At 65.9% G+C, this 18,812-nt stretch carries 19 protein-coding genes; 9 read left to right on the forward strand and 10 right to left on the reverse strand.

Features of this window, described 5'->3' with window-relative positions:
• Positions 1 to 9: 9 nt before the first annotated feature.
• The 4 genes from OJF58_RS19670 to OJF58_RS19685 are packed head-to-tail and all read right to left on the reverse strand — an operon-like array spanning position 10 to position 4,707.
• Positions 10 to 1,608 (reverse strand): gamma-glutamyltransferase family protein, encoded by a 1,599-nt coding sequence (locus OJF58_RS19670; protein WP_300779443.1) that lies wholly within the window; start codon positions 1,606 to 1,608, stop codon positions 10 to 12.
• A gap of 12 nt (positions 1,609 to 1,620) precedes the next feature.
• On the reverse strand, positions 1,621 to 2,214 hold the full coding sequence (locus OJF58_RS19675) for a hypothetical protein (protein WP_300779444.1): 594 nt from the start codon (positions 2,212 to 2,214) through the stop codon (positions 1,621 to 1,623).
• Entirely contained in the window at positions 2,215 to 3,936 is a 1,722-nt protein-coding gene (locus tag OJF58_RS19680) for a long-chain fatty acid--CoA ligase (protein WP_300779445.1), read from the reverse strand. It lies immediately after the preceding gene.
• Between the two features lie 21 nt (positions 3,937 to 3,957).
• Positions 3,958 to 4,707: a GNAT family N-acetyltransferase gene (locus tag OJF58_RS19685; RefSeq protein ID WP_300779446.1), complete on the reverse strand. Its 750-nt coding sequence runs from the start codon at positions 4,705 to 4,707 to the stop codon at positions 3,958 to 3,960.
• A 69-nt stretch (positions 4,708 to 4,776) separates the two neighbouring features.
• On the opposite strand from OJF58_RS19685, the gene OJF58_RS19690 reads away from it, so the two are divergent.
• Positions 4,777 to 5,565, forward strand: coding sequence for a DUF2272 domain-containing protein (locus OJF58_RS19690; RefSeq protein ID WP_300779447.1), 789 nt, complete (start codon positions 4,777 to 4,779; stop codon positions 5,563 to 5,565).
• A 6-nt stretch (positions 5,566 to 5,571) separates the two neighbouring features.
• Here the strand turns inward: OJF58_RS19690 and OJF58_RS19695 are convergent, their stop codons facing one another.
• From OJF58_RS19695 to OJF58_RS19710, 4 genes are all read right to left on the reverse strand, one after another.
• Positions 5,572 to 7,164, reverse strand: a complete 1,593-nt coding sequence (locus tag OJF58_RS19695) for a choline dehydrogenase (RefSeq protein WP_300779448.1) — start codon at positions 7,162 to 7,164, stop codon at positions 5,572 to 5,574.
• 11 nt (positions 7,165 to 7,175) lie between these two features.
• A complete protein-coding gene (locus OJF58_RS19700) occupies positions 7,176 to 7,928 on the reverse strand; it encodes a DUF2272 domain-containing protein (RefSeq protein WP_300779449.1) in 753 nt (250 codons plus the stop codon).
• Between the two features lie 7 nt (positions 7,929 to 7,935).
• On the reverse strand, positions 7,936 to 8,673 hold the full coding sequence (locus OJF58_RS19705) for a VOC family protein (RefSeq protein WP_300779450.1): 738 nt from the start codon (positions 8,671 to 8,673) through the stop codon (positions 7,936 to 7,938).
• A gap of 67 nt (positions 8,674 to 8,740) precedes the next feature.
• A complete protein-coding gene (locus tag OJF58_RS19710; protein ID WP_300779451.1) occupies positions 8,741 to 9,265 on the reverse strand; it encodes a gamma carbonic anhydrase family protein in 525 nt (174 codons plus the stop codon).
• A 68-nt stretch (positions 9,266 to 9,333) separates the two neighbouring features.
• Here OJF58_RS19710 and OJF58_RS19715 point away from each other — a divergent pair, with 68 nt between their 5' ends.
• The 4 genes from OJF58_RS19715 to OJF58_RS19730 all read left to right on the forward strand — a co-directional run bounded on the left by OJF58_RS19715 (position 9,334) and on the right by OJF58_RS19730 (position 13,762).
• The gene (locus OJF58_RS19715; RefSeq protein ID WP_300779452.1) at positions 9,334 to 9,771 is read left to right on the forward strand and encodes a MerR family DNA-binding transcriptional regulator; all 438 of its coding nucleotides are present in this window, start codon (positions 9,334 to 9,336) and stop codon (positions 9,769 to 9,771) included.
• Between the two features lie 10 nt (positions 9,772 to 9,781).
• Positions 9,782 to 11,569, forward strand: coding sequence for an acyl-CoA dehydrogenase C-terminal domain-containing protein (locus OJF58_RS19720; protein WP_300779453.1), 1,788 nt, complete (start codon positions 9,782 to 9,784; stop codon positions 11,567 to 11,569).
• A 121-nt stretch (positions 11,570 to 11,690) separates the two neighbouring features.
• On the forward strand, positions 11,691 to 12,596 hold the full coding sequence (locus tag OJF58_RS19725) for an MBL fold metallo-hydrolase (protein WP_300779454.1): 906 nt from the start codon (positions 11,691 to 11,693) through the stop codon (positions 12,594 to 12,596).
• A gap of 125 nt (positions 12,597 to 12,721) precedes the next feature.
• Entirely contained in the window at positions 12,722 to 13,762 is a 1,041-nt protein-coding gene (locus tag OJF58_RS19730; protein WP_300779455.1) for a 2OG-Fe(II) oxygenase, read from the forward strand.
• 5 nt (positions 13,763 to 13,767) lie between these two features.
• Here OJF58_RS19730 and OJF58_RS19735 read toward each other — a convergent pair whose 3' ends face one another.
• A complete protein-coding gene (locus OJF58_RS19735) occupies positions 13,768 to 14,559 on the reverse strand; it encodes an enoyl-CoA hydratase-related protein (RefSeq protein ID WP_300779456.1) in 792 nt (263 codons plus the stop codon).
• 325 nt (positions 14,560 to 14,884) lie between these two features.
• Between OJF58_RS19735 and OJF58_RS19740 the strand changes: the two genes are divergently transcribed.
• The gene (locus OJF58_RS19740) at positions 14,885 to 15,958 is read left to right on the forward strand and encodes an OmpA family protein (RefSeq protein WP_300779457.1); all 1,074 of its coding nucleotides are present in this window, start codon (positions 14,885 to 14,887) and stop codon (positions 15,956 to 15,958) included.
• A gap of 134 nt (positions 15,959 to 16,092) precedes the next feature.
• The gene (locus OJF58_RS19745) at positions 16,093 to 16,749 is read left to right on the forward strand and encodes a cell cycle transcriptional regulator TrcR (RefSeq protein ID WP_300779458.1); all 657 of its coding nucleotides are present in this window, start codon (positions 16,093 to 16,095) and stop codon (positions 16,747 to 16,749) included.
• Between the two features lie 15 nt (positions 16,750 to 16,764).
• Here OJF58_RS19745 and OJF58_RS19750 read toward each other — a convergent pair whose 3' ends face one another.
• Positions 16,765 to 17,760, reverse strand: a complete 996-nt coding sequence (locus tag OJF58_RS19750) for an NAD(P)H-quinone oxidoreductase (RefSeq protein WP_300779459.1) — start codon at positions 17,758 to 17,760, stop codon at positions 16,765 to 16,767.
• A 65-nt stretch (positions 17,761 to 17,825) separates the two neighbouring features.
• Here OJF58_RS19750 and OJF58_RS19755 point away from each other — a divergent pair, with 65 nt between their 5' ends.
• Together OJF58_RS19755 and OJF58_RS19760 are read left to right on the forward strand one after the other, a co-directional pair.
• Positions 17,826 to 18,014, forward strand: coding sequence for a DUF1192 domain-containing protein (locus tag OJF58_RS19755; protein ID WP_300779460.1), 189 nt, complete (start codon positions 17,826 to 17,828; stop codon positions 18,012 to 18,014).
• Positions 18,015 to 18,018: 4 nt separating this feature from the next.
• Positions 18,019 to 18,804: a 3-hydroxybutyrate dehydrogenase gene (locus OJF58_RS19760; RefSeq protein ID WP_300779461.1), complete on the forward strand. Its 786-nt coding sequence runs from the start codon at positions 18,019 to 18,021 to the stop codon at positions 18,802 to 18,804.
• The last annotated feature ends 8 nt before the right edge of the window (positions 18,805 to 18,812 follow it).

Below are 18,812 nucleotides of genomic sequence, written 5' to 3' on the forward strand. Positions count from 1 at the left end.
CGCCGTTAGCTAGAATCCGACTGCGGCGCCGTCGCGGCGGCTCTCCGAGGCGCCGAGGTAGGGTCCGCCGTCGGGAAAGCGCCAGATGATCTGGCTCGAGCCGAAGTCGAAGCTCGGCCATTGGGTGCGCGTGAGCTTGTGGCCGCGCGCTTCGAGGCCGGCGGCCGTGTCGGCGGGCATATGGTCCTCGAGCCACACCGTCCTGTCGACCTCGTGGACACGCCAGCGCGGCCCGTCGATCGCCGCCTGCGGGTTCTGGCCGTAGTCGACGATGCGCGAGAAGACCTGCATGTGGCCCTGCGGCTGCATGGCGCCGCCCATCAGGCCGAATGTCGCGACCGGCTTGCCGTCCTTGGTGATGAAGGCGGGAATGATGGTGTGGAACGGCCGCTTGAGCGGGCCGACCTCGTTGGGATGGCCCTTGGTCGTGACGAATCCGGTCGCCCGGTTCTGCAGGGCAATGCCGGTGCCGGGCACGACGATGCCCGAGCCGAAACCGGTGTAGTTCGACTGGATCAGCGACACCATCATGCCCGAAGCGTCGGCCGTGCCGAGATAGATCGTGCCGCCGTCCTTCGGTGTGCCTGGACCGAAGTCCTTCGCCTTCTTCGGATCGATCAGCTTGGCGCGGCTTTTCAGGTACGCCTTGTCGAGCATCTGCCGTGGCGTCACCTCCATAAAGCGCGGATCGGCCACGTAGCGCCAGATGTCGGCGAAGGCGAGCTTCATTGCCTCGATCCTGAGATGCGCCACTTCGGGTCCGTCGCAGTCGTGGCCGGCGAGATCGAAATTCTCGAGGATGCCGAGGGCCATGCAGGCGGCGATGCCCTGGCCCGACGGCGGGATTTCGTGCAGCGTCGTGCCGCGATAGCCGAGGCCGATCGGATCGACCCAGTCGGGCCTGTGCTCGGCGAGATCCTTCTTGCGCAGCGCGCCGCCGGTCTCGCGCGCGTACCTGTCCATCGCGTCGGCGAGCTCGCCACGATAGAAGGCCTCGCCCTTGCTTTCGGCGATCTTCGTGAGCGTTCGCGCCTGATCGGGAAACTTCCAGAGCTCGCCCGGCTTGGGCGCGCGTCCATGGGGCAGGAAGGCCTTGACCCAGCTCTCCTCGCCCTTCAGCCGCTCGATCGCCCGGTCCCACTGGCGCGCGATCATATAGGAGACGCGAAAGCCGTCATGCGCATACTTGATGCCAGGCTCGAACAGGTCGGCGAACGGCAGCTTGCCGTAGCGTCCGTGCAGTTCCATCCAGAGCGACACCGCGCCAGGTGTCGTGACGCTGCCCCAGCCGGTGCTGGGCATCTTGGGCTGGCCTGCATACTGGTCCGGCGTCATCAGCGCGGGCGAATGACCCGAGGCGTTCAGCCCGACGAGCTTCTGGCCGTCCCACAGGATGCAGAAGGCGTCGGCGCCGATGCCGTTCATGGTGGGTTCGACGACCGTGATCGCAATTGCCGCCGCAACCGCGGCATCGACCGCGTTGCCGCCCTTGGCCAGCATGCGCAGGCCGGCGGTGGCGGCGAGCTGCTGGGAGGAGGCGACGACGTTCTCGGCGAAGATCGGCAGCTTCCTGGCGCCGTAAGGGAACTCGTACGTGAAAGACGGCACTCCGAAGTCCTTTCATTTCTTGTTCGAGGCGGAAAGCGCCTCGATGCGCGCCACGAAGCGCGGCGACTGCAGGAACGCGCGATTGCCCGAATCGCTCTTGCCGAACAAGCGCGAGAGATCGAACAGACCGGACCCGGCGATGGCGCCCATCCGTCCGGAGAGCTGCACGTGCTGGCCGAGCCGGAAGGTTTTTAGCGCTCCCACCGCCTGCTCGGAAAGACCGGGCGGCGGCGCCTCGCGGGATCGTGTCGAGAAGAGGTCGGCGAAGGCGCCGGCCATGGCCAAAGCCCAGTCGTTGAAGGCGTAGAGCGAAATCTGCGGCCCGACCTCGATCGTCACGGCGACGTTCTGGGCGTTGCCGTCGATCGTCCTCAAGGTCCCGCACCAGTCGGTGAAAGCACCGATCGCCTCCGCCAGCGTCAGGCTGCGCTTGACGGCATCCTCGATGGCCAGCGGATTGTTGGAAGCCATCGCCGGCTTGGCGATCGCCGCAAGATCGCCCACGAACTTCTTCTGCTGGGGATTGGACTCGTAGCATGAGCTCTCGAAGCAGCCGCCGAGGATCAGCCCGGCGCCACCGAGCAGGAAGCCGCGACGGCCCTCCATTCATGCCGCCCTTGCGGTGGCCTTGGCCCGTTCCTCCTCCTTCAGCTCCTTCTTGGAGAGCTTGCCCACGGGAGTCTTGGGCAGCTCGGGACGGATCTCGAAAGCGACCGGCATCTCGTGCTTGCCGATCTTGCCCTCGAGGTGCCCTTTCAGCTCCTCGAAGGTGAGCGAGGCGCCCGGCTTCAGCTTCACGAACACCTTGGGCGCCTCCTGCCGATAGGGATCGGGGATGCCGATCACGATGCACTCGTCGACCGCGGGATGCTCGTAGACCGCCTCCTCGATCATGCGCGGATAGACGTTGTAGCCCGAGGAGATGATGAGGTCCTTGGAACGGTCGACGAGATAGAGCCAGCCGTCGGCGTCCATGTAGCCCATGTCGCCCGTGCGCAGGCCCTTCCACTGGCTCTCCGGGTGGTCGAACAGGACCTTGGCCGTCTCTTCCGGCTTCTTCCAATAGCCCTTCATGATCTGCGGGCCGATGATGCAGACCTCGCCGACATGCTCCTTGCCGGGCGGCAGGACGCGGTCGGGAGCCTCCATGTCGCGAATTTCGATCAGCGTGCCGGGCATGGGCACGCCGCACGAGCCCGGCCGCCGCACGCTCCGGTCGATCGGGCAGATCGCGCCGGTCGGCGAGGATTCGGTGAGACCGTAACCTTCGATCAGCGTCGCGCCGGTGAGCTTCTCGAAGCTCTGCTGCACCTCGACCGGCAACGGCGCACCGCCCGACATGCAGATCTTGAGCGCCTTCAGGTCGAGATTTTGCGCCCTGGGGTGCTTGTTGATGGCCGTGAACAAGGTCGGCACGCCGGGCAGGAACGTCGGCCTCTTGCGCGTCAGATCCTCGACGATCAGGTCGATGTCGGGACGAGGGTAAAGCAGGAGCTGATTGCCGTTGCGCACCGCGCCCAGCATGATTCCGGAAAGCGCATAGATGTGGAACAGCGGCAGCACGCAGACGACCTTCTCGGTGCCGGGCGTGGTGTAGGGCGTTGTCCAGGCTTCGCCCTGCGCCATGGCCGAGATAACGCAGCCGTGCGTCAGCATCGCAGCCTTCGGCAGGCCGGTCGTGCCGCCGGTATATTGCAGCAGGGCCACCTCGTCCCACAGGTTCTGCGGCGCGGGATGGGCCGTGTGCTTGCCGTCGTTGGCCAGCAGGTCCTTGAAGGACATGTGCCAGTCGTCACGCGGCCAGGGCGAGATCTCCTTCTTTTTGGCGATCGGGTAAAGCCAGTTCTTTGGGAACGGCAGGTAGTCGGCGATCGAGCCCACGATCAGCTTCCTGAGCCGCGTCTTGCCGCGCATCGCAGCCATCTTCGGATAGAGCGCGGCAACGTCGAGCGTCACCAGGATATCGGTCTCCGAATCGCCGATCTTGAACTCGAGCTCGCGAGCGGCGTCGAGCGGACTGTAGTTCACCACCCGCCCGCCAGCCTTGAGGACGCCGAAGAAGGCGATCAGATAGTGCGGCGTGTTCGGCAGGTAGAGGCCGACATTCACGCCGGGCTTCACGCCGAGTCTCTGGAAGCCGGCGGCGGCGCGGTCGGTGGCTTCCTTGTAGTCGCGAAAGCTCATCACCTTGTCGAGGAAGTCGGTCATCGGCCGGTCGGCGTATTGCGCGCAGCTTTCCTCGAACATCTGGTGGATGGTCGTGGTCGGGATATCGATCTCCCAGGCCACGCCGGCCGGGTAGCTCTTCACCCAGGGATATTGCGCCATCGTTCGTTCCTCCCGGCCCGACTATGGCACACGATAGGCATAGGAGTAGACGGTCTCGAAGCCGAGGCCGGCGTAGAGCGGGAGCGCCGCCGCGTTCGCGGCCACGACCTGGAGGTAGGCGAACCGCGCTCCGTGTGTCCGGCCCCACGCGCCGATGCTTTGCGTGAGCCGCCGCGCCAGTCCCTGCCGTCGCGCCTCGGACGCCACCAGGACGTCGAACAGGCCGACATGGTCGCCCTCGACCACGCCCAGCGCGAAGGCGACGAGACGGCCCGCCTGCTCGACCTGGGCGAAACCCACGGGCGGCGCGATGGAGGTCAGCATGCGGGTCATGGTCGGCCGATGGACCGGCGCGACAGGGCTCAGTTCGGCGAATCGGGTCAGCCAGCCGGAGGAGGGGACGGAGGTGATGACGACATCAGGATCGGCGACGAACCGCGCATCGACAGGAGCGATCTGGACCAGGCTTTCCTCGATCCGTCGATAGCCCGCGGCCGCCAGCGCCGCATCCGTCTCGGACGGGGCCAGCGGTGTCAGCCGCCATATCGGCGGCAGGCCGCGCTCGCGATATGGCCGCTCCACCGCCTCCTTCAGCTCCACCGTGAACGGTCCCTCCGGCTCTAACGCGTTGATGGAATTGGCTCTTTTTGTGTAGCCGCCAGCGATGCGCAGCACCCAGCCGGCGCTCGTCCGGGCTTCCAATGCCGGCCACGCGCGAAAGCCGCGGCGTTCGAGCACTCGCACCCGGTCGAGATCGATAGAGGATGACATTCGTGTCGATCTATGCTAGAATTTAAAATAATAAAAACAGTCCGTTAGAATACAAACTGCAAGTAGAGCATGAATTTACGCCTCCCCTCCGGCGATGTTCGTGTCTGCTGGCAGCCCGCCGATCTTCCCTCCTCCCGTTGTATCGGCCTGTGGCTGCCAGCGATCCTTCTCCTGGCCCTTACGCTCGCTGGCTGCGGTGGTTCGGCCAGTCGCAGCTACGGCTACGCCGACAATCCACCGGCAGATCCGACGGCGTTGGTAGCCTGGCGGGAATGGACGCGCTTCGGGCGCTCCACCGTCGTCTATGGCGGCCATGCCGGCGGCTATGTCAATCGCGCCGGTGTCAGCGAGCATAGCGAGCCGCTTTCGAGCCGGGTCGGAGACTATTGGGGAAGCTGCGGTCATCCTGAATGGAACGGCAACACGCGCGGCCGACCGTGGTCGGGCGCGTTCGTGTCCTGGGTCATGAGGCAATCGGGCGCCGGCAGTTTCCCGGTTGCCGGCCGGCACGGCCAGTATCTGGCGGCGCTTTATGATCGCGAATTCCGCGGCCGCAGCACGGCTTTCCTTCTGCATGCTCCCGATGAATATTCACCCAAGCCCGGCGATCTCGTCTGCGACGGCACCGCGGGGCCGAGCTGGCGCCATGCCAGCCCGGCGATGGCGCATCGGCGCATCGACAACACCGCGCGGCATTGCGATGTCGTGACCGACGTCCGCGGCGGCTATATCCAGGCCGTCGGCGGCAACGTGAAGAGCAGCGTCACCATGAGCCTCTATCCGATCGACCGTCGCGGCCGTCTTGCGCCGACACCGGGCAAGCTCTGGATGCTGGTCGTCGAGAACAGAGCGACCTGAGAAGAATCACCCTTTCCCCTGCATGTAGCTCGCCACGCGCTCGGCGATCATGATGGTTGGGGCGTTGGTGTTGCCGCCGATCAGCGTCGGCATCACCGAGGCGTCGACCACGCGCAGGCCCTCGATGCCGCGCACGCGACACTGATGATCGACCACGGCGGCCGGATCGTTGTCCGGCCCCATCTTGCAGGTGCCGACCGGGTGATAGATCGTCTCGCATTTCGCGCGGATCCACTGCTCGATCTCGGCGTCGCTCTTCACCGAGGCGCCGGGCTGGAACTCGTCCGCTCGATAGGGGTCGAGACCCGACTGGGCGAAGATCTCGCGCCCTATCTTCACGCCCTCGATCAGCGTGTCGAGATCCTTGCGCTCGGCGAGATAATTGGCGTCGATTAGCGGATGCTGCTTGGGGTCCTTGCTGGCGAGCCGGATCGTCCCTTTGCTCTCGGGCCTCAGCGTGCAGACATGCAGGCTGTAGCCGTTCCGCTTCATCTTGGTGCGGCCGTGATCGACCACCAGCACCGGAAGAAAGTGAAGCTGAATGTCCGGCGCCGACAGGCCCTCGCGCGTGCTGAGGAAGCCGCCCGACTCGGCGATCGGCGATGTGCCCGGGCCCTTCTTGTGCTTCCAGTAGCGGTAGAGCGACACCAGCTTGTTGGCGGTGTCGTACGTGTCCCTGGTCTTGCAGAACTGCAGGATCGCCGCGTCGACATGATCCTGCAGATTGCCGCCGACGCCCGGGATATCGAACAGCGGACGGATGCCGACCGCCTCGAGATGGGCGGCCGGCCCGATGCCCGACAGCATCAGGAGCTGCGGCGAGTTGACGGCGCCGCCGGCGAGGATGATCTCGCGGCTGCAGCGTGCGACCTCGTCCTGGCCCTTGTAGCTGTAGCGCACGCCCATCGCCTTGTTCTGGTCGAGGATGATGCGCTCCACGAGCGCGCCGGAGACGACATGGACGTTGTTCTTGTTGCGCTCCACCGCCGGCCGCAGATAGGCCGACGCGGTGCTCCAACGCTGCTTGTCCTTCTGCGTCACCTGATAGTAGCCGACGCCCTCCTGGCTCGCGCCGTTGAAGTCCTTGACGCGGGCGTGGCCGGCCTGCTCGCAGGCCTTGAGGAACGCCTCGTTGAGCGGCGTCGGATCGGCCTGGTCGGCGACGTTCAGCGGTCCGCCGGCGCCGTGGAAATCGTCCGCCCCGCGCTCGTTGTTCTCGGCCTTCTTGAAGAACGGCAGCACGTCGTTGTAGCTCCAGCCCGCATTGCCGAGCTGGCGCCAGTGGTCGTAGTCCCAGCCATTGCCGCGGACATAGAGCATGGCGTTGATCGACGACGATCCGCCCAACGTCTTGCCCCGCGGCCAGTACATGCGGCGGTTGTCGCAATGCTTCTGCGGCACCGTCTCGTAGCGCCAGTTGTAGGGCGAGTTCTCGCCGAGGCTCGCGAAACCGGCCGGCATCCGGAGCATGAAGGAGGTATCCTGCGGCCCGGCTTCGAGGATCAGGATGCGCAGCGAGTAATCCTCGGCCAGCCGGTTGGCGATCGTGCAGCCAGCGGACCCGGCGCCAATGATGATGTAGTCGTACGGCCAAGACATGGTCGTTGTTCCTAGGGCAGTCTGTTCTCGATCACGGTGAAGAAGGATCGGCCGGATATGGGCGACAAAAAGCCCGACTCGTCCAGTGGAAAGACGCTGCGAGTCACCGAGTCGTGCACATTGCCGCCGATGGCCTGCACTTGTCCGCGCCTTACCTCGACGACGATGTCGCAATGGCCGGGGCCGCGGTCGAGATTGTCGAGGGTCGTCTCGCCGCCGTCGCGCGAGGCGCAGATCAGGTCGCCGACCTGCGGCTTGCGCTCGTCGAGCCGCCGCGGGACGAAGCCGGCGCCGGGCCGCCGGGCGCGGTTGGCCATGCGCTCGACATAGACCGTATGCCTTGCGCTGGGGCAGAAGAGATCGCGCGGGACGCCCGCACTTTCGATATCCCAGGAGACAAAGGCCGCGGACCACGGGACCTGGCGATTGGCACCGCTGAGGTCTGGACGGCCGACGCTCTTCCAGTAGTCGCCCACCCGTTTCGACGCGAAGGGGTCGCCCTCCTGAAAGCCCAGCCGCTCGATGCGCGCCGGGCCGGCCCTCGTAAAGTCGATGGTCTGGCTGCCAAAGCGGAACCATTCGGCGACCGCGAGCAGCACCATGGATGTCTTCTCGCTCGCTGTCGGCGGCGGCGCCTCGGGATGCCAGGACGAGGCCGGGCAGGGGCCGAGCGGTGCGAGCGCCGAGCGTTGGATTGGCCGCGTCGCCGGCGCGCACGCGGTCACGCCGAGCGCGAGGGCAAGGAACGGAACAAGGCCACGCATGCCGTCCTTACCATCGTCCGAGGCCGCCGATGACGATCGTCGGCACGTTGGCGGTATGGCTGTGGACGGTAAAGACCTGCGTGCCCGCCCGTCGGCCCTCGCGCGGTTCCGACAGCTCGACGCCGGCCTTCGTGAGACGCGCATGGCAGCGCGCGATGTCCGGCGTACGCCAGCTCAGGCCCCAGAGCTGATCGGGCTCGTCGGACAGCCCCCTGCTCGAGTCGTGGGCGATCTCGACGACCAGATCGCCGCATCGGAAGAACAGGAGGCGCGCGTTCCACCGCGGATTGCTGCGATCCAGCCTCAGGTCGAGCCCCAACCGCCCGCCGTAGAACGCGACGGCGCGTTCGGGATTGGGCGAGCGGATCACGACGTGATCCAGTGCCGAGATGGAAGCCGCTTCATCAGGGCCTACAAGCGGCGAAAGCGCGTGGCTCTCCTTGTGCTGGATCAAGGCAATCGGCACCTGATGCGTCGCTTCCGGTGCAAGCACCAGTCGATCGTTCCCGCGCACGCCGGGTACGCCGCGCCGCTCGAGCAGCCGCTCGGCCTCGTCGAGCGACCCGGTCGCGAAGACCATCGCCGACAGATGAGCGGTGGACGCCTCGTCCTCGATCGCGAGTCCGACATTGCCCAGTCGGAACAGGCCGTTCGTCGCCCTCCGCCCGAACAGCGTCTCATAAGCGCCGACCGCACCGTCGAGGAACAAGGCCCGCAGGACGAGATGGTCCAGTGCAGCGATCATCGGAGCGCGCCACTCCAGTGGCGCTCTTGCATGCGCCACTGGAGTGGCGCGCTCCCTCGGGCTCTTGTCATCCGATTCGCTTCAGGTTCGCCTTGTAGTTCTGGCCGCGCTGGACGTAGCTTTCGGCGCTCATCTTGAGACGCAGCGCATTCTCCTCGTTGAGCTCGCGCACGACCTTCGCCGGCGAGCCGAAGATCACCGAGCGGTCGGGGAAGCTCTTGCCCTCGGTCACGACCGCGCCGGCGCCGACCAGGCAGTCCTTGCCGATCACCGACTTGTTCAGCACCACGGCCTGGATGCCGATCAGCGCGCCGTCGCCGATCGTGCAGCCGTGCAGCATCACCTGATGGCCGACTGTCACGTTCTTCCCGATGGTGAGCGGCGCGCCAGGATCGGTGTGCAGCACGCAGTTCTCCTGGACGTTGCTGCCCTCGCCGATCACGATCGGCTCGTTGTCGCCGCGCAGCACGGCGCCGAACCAGATGTTCACCCGCTCGCCCAGAACGACGTCGCCGATGATGATCGCTTCCTCGGCGATGTAGCAGGAGGCCGGGATGACCGGCTTGCGGTCGTTGAGCTGGTAGATGGCCATTTCACTCCCTTCCGTTTACGTAGACCGTAGTTGACGTTTACGTAAACGTTAACTAAGACACTTCCGCTATGCCTGCCGCCGCTCCCGCAGCTTCCCAGACACAGCGCGACCCTCAGCGCATCTATAGCATCGCCGAACTGGCACGCGAGTTCGGCATCACGGCGCGCACCATCCGCTTCTACGAGGACGAGGGGCTGATCAAGCCGCGCCGGCAAGGGCTGACGCGCCTCTATAGTGCTGGCGACCGCACGCGGCTGTCGTGGATCCTGCGCGGCAAGCGGCTGGGCTTCTCGCTCGGCGAGATCAAGGAGCTGCTCGATCTCTACCAGGTCGACCGCACCGGCGTGCAGCAGTTGCGCGAGCTCCTGCGCCGCAGCCGGCTGCATATCGAGGACCTGCAGCGCCGTCGTCGCGATCTCGATGCCCATATCGAGGAATTCAAGGACGTCGAAGCGCACGTGACGGCCGAGCTCAGGAAGCGCGGCATCGATCCCGAAAGCGACTGAGGAGGACCCCATGGCCGTCTACAAAGCGCCTTTGAAGGACATCCAGTTCGTGCTGAACGAGGTGCTGGACGTATCGAGCCTCGCCACGCTGCCGGGCTACGAGGATGCCACGCCCGACACCATCCAGGCGATCCTCCAGGAGGCGGCCAAGCTCTGCGAGAACGTGCTGTTTCCCCTGAACCGCAGCGGCGACGAGGAGGGCTGCACCTACGAGAATGGCGTGGTGCGTACGCCCAAGGGCTTCAAGGAAGCCTACCAGCAGTTCCGAGAGGGCGGCTGGACGGCAACGACCTGCGATCCTGCCTACGGTGGACAGGGGCTGCCCGCGACGGTGGGTTTCGCGATCACCGAGATGATCACGGCGGCCAACCAGTCGTTCGGCATGTATCCGGGCCTGAGCCACGGCGCCTACGAGGCGCTCAGCGCGCACGGCTCCGAAGAGCTGAAGAAGCTTTACCTGCCAAAGCTCACCGACGGCACCTGGTCGGGGACGATGTGCCTCACCGAGCCCCAATGCGGCACCGACCTCGGCCTGATCCGCACGCGCGCCGAGCCGCAGGCCGACGGCAGCTACGCCATCACCGGCACCAAGATCTTCATCTCGGCGGGCGAGCACGACCTCACGGAGAACATCGTCCATCTCGTGCTGGCGCGGCTGCCGGATGCGCCGGGCGGCACCAAGGGCATCTCGCTCTTCCTGGTGCCGAAGTTCGTCCCCACGCCCGAAGGCGAGGTGGGCGAGCGCAACGGCATCCGCTGCGGCGCCATCGAGCACAAGATGGGCATCAAGGCGTCCTCCACCTGCGTCATGAATCTCGACGGCGCCAAAGGCTGGCTGGTCGGCGAGCCGAACAAGGGCATGCCGGCGATGTTCGTGATGATGAACGCCGCGCGGCTCGGCGTCGGCATGCAGGGCCTGGGCATCGCCGAATGCGCCTACCAGAGCGCCGTCGCCTATGCGCGCGACCGCCTGCAGGGCCGCGCGCTCACCGGCCCGAAGAACGCCTCGGGACCAGCCGATCCCATCATCGTGCATCCCGACGTGCGGCGCATGCTGATGACGCAGAAGTCGTTCACGGAAGGCGCTCGCGCGCTGGCGCTCTGGGTCGGCATGCTGATCGACCGGGCGCATCGCCATTCCGACGAGAAGGAGCGCGAGGCGGCGGACGACCTGATCCAGATGCTGACGCCCGTCATCAAGGCCTATTTCACCGACATGGGGTCCGAGTGCGCCAACCTCGCGGTGCAGACCTATGGCGGGCACGGCTTCATCCGCGAGAACGGCGTCGAGCAGCTCGTGCGCGACGCGCGCATCACCCAGCTCTACGAGGGCACCAACGGCATCCAGGCGCTCGACCTGGTCGGCCGCAAGTTGCCGATGAAAGGCGGCCGGGCGGCGCAGCGGCTGCTCGGCGAGATTTCCGGCTTCATCGCCGCCAACAAGAGCGACGACAGGATGAAGGAGTTCGTCGAGCCCCTGGAGAAGGCGCTGGGCCGTGTCCAGGACGCGGCACTCTTCCTGATGCAGAACGCGATGAAGAATCCCGATGAGGCCGGCGCCGCGGCGACCGATCTGCTGCGCCTGATGGCGCTCACCGCCATGGCCTTCATGTGGAACCGCATCGTGGTCGCTGCGCACAAGGGTCTCGCCAATGGCGGCGACAAGGCCTTCTACGAAGCCAAGCTCGCGACCGCCCGTTTCTACATGGCGCGCGTGCTGCCGCAGACGACGTCGCTCAACCACCAGATCAAGGCCGGCGCCGCGACCGTCATGGCGCTGCCAGCGGAGGCGTTCTGACTCTTTTTGGAACCGCGAGCTTTAAGCTCGCTCATGAGCAAGAGCGAGCTGAAAGCTCGGTCCGAAAGAGCCGATGGCGCGCATCTGCTATACACATTGCTCATCGGGATGGAGGGGACGAATGCAGGATCGTCGGATCGGCGACGTGCGGGTCACGCGCATCGAGGAGCAGATGGGGCCGGGCTTTCCGGCCAAGGACTTCTTTCCGGAGTTCGAGGCGGAGGCCTTCGCGGCCCAGCAAGCCTGGCTCGCGCCCGGCTACTATCAGCCGGAGAGCGGGCTCCTGGTCACCTCGATCCACTCCTGGCTGGTGCGCACCGGCAAGTACACGATCCTGATCGACGCCTGCAGCGGCAACCACAAGCCGCGGCCCGGCATGCCGCGCTTCGACATGCTGAACACGAAGTACCTCGACCGGCTGCGCGAGGCGGGCGTGCAGCCGGAGGAGATCGACTTCGTCATGTGCACGCACCTGCACGTCGATCATGTCGGCTGGAACACGCGGCTGGAGAACGGCAAATGGGTGCCGACCTTCCCGAACGCGAAGTACGTGATGTCGCGCGCCGACCACGATCATTGGGCGGCGATGGCGAGGAGGCCGGACACCGAAGCGTATCAGGTCAATACCTACAACGATTCGGTCCTGCCGATCGTCGAGGCCAGGAAAGCGGAGTTCGTGACCGGCGAGCATGGCATGTGCGGCTGCTTCACCCTGAAGCCCGCACCGGGCCACACGCCGGGACAGATACGGGTCGATCTCGAATCGCGCGGCAAGCGCGCGATCTTCGCCGGCGACGCCTTGCACAATCCGGTGCAGGTGCCGCTCTGGCAGTGGAACAGCTGCTTCTGTGAGGACCGCGATCTCGCGCGACGGAGTCGCCATACCCTGCTCGCCGATTGCAGTGAGCAGGGCGCGCTCCTGATGCCCGCACACTTCGCGCCGCCGCACGCCGCTTATGTCAGGGCGGCCGGCGACCGGTTCGCCCTCGACTGGGATTTCGACAATATGCGCGGTCGCGCGAGCTGACTTGTAGGGAAGCGAGCTTCCGCCTCGCTCATGAGCGAGGCTGTTGATATATTTTCGCTGGCGCGTCGTGGACGCGCCGACGATCCCTCAGCATGGTCTCCTCGATGGCAACACCGCAGCGTCCAGTGACGATAACGGTCGGCGATCCGATGCCGCGGATCGTGCTGCCGGCGGCGGGCGGAAGCCTGTTCGATTCCTGGGACCAGACGGTCGGCGGCCGGGTGCATGTGTATTGGCTTGGCGATCCTCTCGCGGCATCGGCCGCGGAGCAGCTCGCCGCGGCGCTCGCCAACCTCGAAACGGAGCTGCACGTCGTGGGATCGACGCCGCCGGCATCTTCGGGCAATGGTGCGTTGTGGCTGCTCGATCCGTCGAACGAGCTCCGCCGGGCTGTGGCGGCGACGGGTTCCTGTGCGGTTGTCGTCGACGCCGCCGGCCGGCTGGCGGCGCTGATCCAGGCGCCGACACCCGGCGGCATCGTGGCCTTGGCGACACAGTTGTTCGAGGCCAGCGCGCCCACCGTTACGCAGGCGCAGGCACCGGTGCTGCTGCTCGACAAGGTCGTCGAGGCCTCGTTATGCGATGCGCTGATCGATCACTGGCGCCGCGGCGAAAAGCTGAGCGACGGCGTCGCTTCGGCCGCCGGTGCCAGTACCGCCAACGCCGATACCAAGCGTCGAATCGACGTCCCGGTCGACGATGCCAAGCTGTACATGCCGCTGCGCGACTGCCTCGTGCGCCGCGTGATGCCGGCGATCCTGCAAGTCTTCCAGACCCGTATCGTGCAGATCGAGATGCCGCGGGTGGGGTGCTACGATGCCGGCTCCGGCGGCTGGTTCCGGCGCCATCGCGACAATACGACCCGCTATACGGCGCACCGCCAGTTCGCTCTCAGCATCAACTTGAACGCGGCCGAAGACTATGACGGCGGCGAGGTGCGCTTTCCCGAGTTCGGCCGCCAGCTCTATCGACCTCCTGCCGGCGGCGCCGTGGTGTTTTCATGCGGGCTGCTGCACGAGGTCGTTCCGGTGACCCGAGGGCGCCGGTTCGGCGTCTTCACGTTCCTGCACGATCAAAGCCGCGACGCTCAGTACCGACAGATGAACGCCGAGCAGAAGGCGCGCGGCGCCGCCGGCATCCGTATGCGCGGCACCGCCGGCGGTTGAACCGCCTACCGCCCTTTCCAGTTGGGCTTGCGCTTTTCGGCGAACGCCTTCGGGCCTTCCACCGTGTCCTCGCTCCTGGTCATGGCGACGAATGCCGGATAGTGGAGATTGTGCATCGCCACCTCGATGGCCGGAGTGTCGAGCGAGCGCATTACCACCTGCTTGGTGGCGCGCACCGACATGGGCGAGCAGGCGAGGATGTCGTTCGCCCAACGCCTGGCGGCCGCCATCAGCTCGGCGTGCGGCACCACCTCGGTGACGAAGCCCAGCTCGTAGCCTTCCTTGGCCGACACGTGGCGGCCGGTCAGCATCATGCCCATCGCCTTCTTCAGCGGGATCATGCGGGAGAGGCGCTGCATGCCGCCTGCGCCCGCCGCCAGGCCGACCCTGGGCTCGGGCAGGGCGAAGGTCGCCTTGTCCGAGGCGACGATGATGTCGCAAGCGAGCGCGATCTCGAAGCCGCCGCCCATGGCCACGCCGTTCACGGCTGCGATCACCGGCTTGTCGAGGTCATGACGGTTGGTGAGGCCGCCGAAGCCCTTGAGCGGATGGACCGGTCGCTTGCCCGTCTTGGCCTGCACCTCGGCGTGGTATTTCAGATCGTTGCCCGCGCAGAACGCCTTGTCGCCGGCGCCGGTGATAATGGCGACCCACAAATCAGGATTGGCATGGAACTCGTCGAAGGCCTCGACCAGCTCCTGGTTCGCCATCGGGTGGCAGGCGTTGTAGACCTCCGGGCGGTTGATCGTGACGATCAAGAGGCGGCCGTCGGTCTCGACCTTGCTGTATTGCCCCATGGCGTTCCTCGTCCTTCCGTTGTCATGAACGGCGGTTTACCGCAGCTCACCATGGCAGGCGACACAAAAGGTTCCGATCATGGCCGGAGCCGGTAACTTGACGATGAAAAGTTCTATTTGGAGCCGGTTCTTGAAGCGAGATCTCAGGATTTTGCAGACGCAACTGCGAATGACGAGGGATCGAAATCCCCTACAAAATATCCTTCTTCTCCCGAGCAGCAGCCGGCGCCACCACATGATCTAGAATGCGCAATACCTGCGGAAAGTCCGGGCCGCAATCCATCGCGCAATACTGTTGCTCGACAGCCACAGGTTGGACGCGAAAATGCCCGGCTCCTTGCACTGCATCAAAAGCGATGTGTATATTCGACGCGGAGTTGGACACACCCAGCCAACGCTCGTCAGCTTACAACGAGGGGAAGAACTCATGAAAAAGGCTTTTGTGGCTGCTGCGGCACTGGTCGCGTTGCCGGTCATGGCCCAGGCCCAAACGCCGTCCGCCGGTTTCTATATCGGTGCGGAAGGCGGTCTCAACTGGATGCTCAACACCAACGCCGGCGCGTTCAACATTTCGCCGCAAACCGGCTGGGCAGCCGGCGGCGTGATCGGCTACGACTTCGTCGGCCCGCGCGTCGAGTTGGAAGGCGTCTTTCGGCAGAATTCGGCGAACATCAACGGCCCGCTGCCGTTTGGCTTCGCCAACACCAGCCGCAATATCAATCAGCTCGGCATCATGGCCAACCTGCTGTATGACTTTGCGCCGGGCGCGGTGATCACACCCTATATCGGCGCCGGTGCGGGTGTCGGCTTCGTCGACGGCTTCGACTTCTTCGGCAACACCACCTCCCTCAGCAACACGGTGTTTGCCTATCAGGGCATCATCGGCCTCGGCTGGAACGTCGACCAGAACTTCCGCATCAACCTCGATGGCCGCTACTACGGCACGACCAACCCGAACACTGCATATGGCAGCTACAGCAACAACAACTTCAGCGTAATGCTGGGCCTGCAGGTCAAGTTCGGTGCGCCAGCCGTGGCCGCTCCGCCGCCGCCCCCGCCGCCGGTTGCGGCGCCGTCGTTCATGGTGTTCTTCGACTGGGATCGGTCGACGCTCTCGCAGCAGGCCCTGAACACCATCCGTCAGGCGGCCGACGCCTACAAGACCAAGGGCAATGCCCGCATCACCGCGACCGGCCACACCGACCGGTCGGGCCCGGAAAACTACAACATGGCGCTGTCGCTGCGCCGTGCCAATGCGGTCAAGGACGCCCTGGTGCGTGACGGCGTACCGGCGACGGCGATCTCGGTCGTCGGCAAGGGCGAGGCCGATCCGCTGGTCCCGACCGCCGACGGCGTGCGCGAGCCGCAGAACCGCCGCGTCGTGATCGTGATCCAGTAAGCGGATCCAGAGACTGATTTTGGCGACGGCCGGGTAACTCCCGGCCGTTTCCTTTTGTTCCTTATGCAGGCGGTGCTTTTCGGGTTGGCGGGGGCCGAAGGGGTCTCTATATCCGGGCGCAGGAGTGTAAATTCATGCCGCAAGTGTTGATGCCCAAGGCGACGGCCGTCTGGCTCGTCGAGAACACGACCCTGACATTCGACCAGATCTCGGCCTTCACGGGTCTGCATCCGCTCGAGATCCAGGCAATCGCCGACGGCGAGGTAGCGGGGGGCATGACGGGGCTCGATCCGACCACCAACGGTCAGCTTACCAAGGAAGAGATCAAGCGCTGCGAAGCCGATCCTGCTGGCCGGTTGAAGCTCAGCGCCCGCGACGTCCCCGAACCCGTCGTTCGTGCCAAGGGGCCGCGCTACACGCCGGTCGCCAAGCGCCAGGACCGGCCCGATGCCATCGCCTGGTTGCTCAAGGTCCATCCCGAGCTCCAGGACAGCCAGGTCGCGAAATTGGTCGGCTCGACCAAGAGCACCGTGCAGTCGGTCCGGGATCGCACGCACTGGAACATGCAGAATGTCCGGCCGCGCGATCCGGTGACGCTGGGTCTGTGCTCGCTGAAGGACCTCAACGATGCGGTCGACCGGGCGCGCCGTAAGGCCGCCCGGGAAGATGCCGCGCGCAAGAAGGCGGGCTTGCCGCCCCTGGAGCCGCCGGCTGGGGCAGAGGCAGTCGACCCCGCCGAAGCCGAGCAGCCCGATATCGCGCCGCTCGATGTGAACGAGCATCACAACTGAGCGGCGCCGACCGTCTCACACCGTCAGCATCACCTTGCCGACATGGTTGGCGCGCTCGAGCTCGGCGTGCGCCGCGGCGGCATCCCTGAGCGGGAAGGTCTTGTAGAGGATCGGCCGAACCTTGCCGCTTTCCAGGAGCGGCCAGACCTTGTCCTTGAGGCCACGGGCCATGCGACCCTTGTTCTCGATGCTTTGCGGCCGGAGCGTCGAGCCGGTGAGGGTCAGGCGATTTACCATCACGGCACCGGCGCTGATCGTGGCCATGGCCCCGCCCTGCAGGGCGATCACGACACAGCGCCCGTCCTGCCTCAGGAGCTGAAGGTTCTTGGGCAGATAGTCGCCCGCCACCATATCGAGCACGACATCGACCCCGCCACTCGACAGCTTCTTCACCTCCGCGGCCCAGTCGCTGTCCTTGTAGATCACGGCGTGATCGGCTCCCAGCTTGCGCACGGCCTCGGCCTTCTCGGCGTTGCGCACGGTGGTGAAGACCGTCGCACCGAACGCCTTGGCGAGCTGGATCGCAGTCGTGCCGATGCCGCTCGCGCCGCCGTGGATCAGCACCGACTCGCCGCGCTCGAGCTGGCCGCGCTCGAAGAGGTTGTGCCAGACGGTGAAATAGTTCTCGGGCAGCGCCGCCGCGTGCAGCATATCGAAGCCCTTCGGAGGTGGCAGGCATTGCGGCGCGGGCGCGACGCAGTATTCGGCATAGGCCCCGCCCGGGGTCAGGGCGCACACTTCATCGCCCACGTTCCAGCCGCTCACGCCGTCGCCCATCGCCGCAACAGTGCCGGCCGCCTCGAGTCCGGGCAGATCGGACGCGCCAGGCGGGGGCGGGTAGGTGCCCGCGCGCTGCGCCAGGTCGGGCCGATTGACGCCACTCGCCGCCACCTTGATCAGGAGCTCGCCGGGCCCCGGGCGCGGCACCGGGCGCTCGGCGGGCACCAGCGCTTCCGGCCCGCCCGGAGTCCTGATCTCGACACACATCATCGTGGCGGGAAGTGCGCTCATGGGCAGCCTTTCGGATCGGTGGGAGCGATGGTAGGTCTCCTTAGCCGCTTCCGTGGAGTCGCGCCATGGCCTTCGATCTCGACGATCTCGATCCCCGCCAGAAGAAGACGAAGCCGTTGAACCTCGACGAGATGAACGTCGAGGACCTCAAGGAGTACGTCGCCGTCCTGAAGGCCGAGATCGAGCGGGTCGAGGCCAAGATCAAGGCCAAGCAAAGCCACGCCTCGGCGGCCGCGTCGCTGTTCAAGAGGTAGGTTCATGTCGCTGAGGGGCAAATCGGTCGTCGTCACGGGCTCGACGAGCGGCATCGGCCAGGCCATCGCCGAGGCTTTCGCTGCCGAAGGCTGCAACATCATGCTGAACGGCTTCGGCGACCAGGCCGCGATCGCCAAGCTGCGCGAGGGCATGGCGAAGAAGAACGGTGTCAGGGTCGAGTACAACGCCGCCGACATGGGCAAGCCGGCCGAGATCGCCGACCTCGTGGCCAGGGGCCAGGCGGCCTTCGGCAGCGTCGACATCCTGGTGAACAATGCCGGTATCCAGTTCACCGCGCCGATCGAGGCGTTCCCGGCGGAGAAGTGGGACGCCATCATCGCCATCAATCTCAGCGCCACGTTCCATGCCATCCAGGCGGCGCTGCCGGCGATGAAGACAAGGAAGTGGGGGCGCATCATCAACATCGCCAGCACGCACGGCCTCGTGGCCTCGGCGCACAAGGTGGCCTATGTGGCCGCCAAGCACGGGATCGTGGGTCTTACCAAGGTCGTGGGCATCGAATGCGCCGATACTGGCGTGACATGCAATGCCATCTGCCCCGGTTGGGTGTTGACGCCGCTGGTGCAGGCGCAGATCGAGGCGCGCGCCAGGGCCGAGAATATTCCGGTCGAGAAGGCGAGCCGCGACCTGCTGGCCGAGAAGCAGCCGCAACTCCAGTTCACCAGGCCCGAGCAGATCGCGGCTCTCGCCCTCTTCCTGGCGTCCGACGCCGCGTCCAACATGCAGGGCGCGCAGCTCGTCTCCGACGGCGGCTGGACCGCCCAGTAGGATCGATC

It is taken from the genome of Enhydrobacter sp. (assembly GCF_030246845.1).
Taxonomy (GTDB): domain Bacteria; phylum Pseudomonadota; class Alphaproteobacteria; order Reyranellales; family Reyranellaceae; genus Reyranella.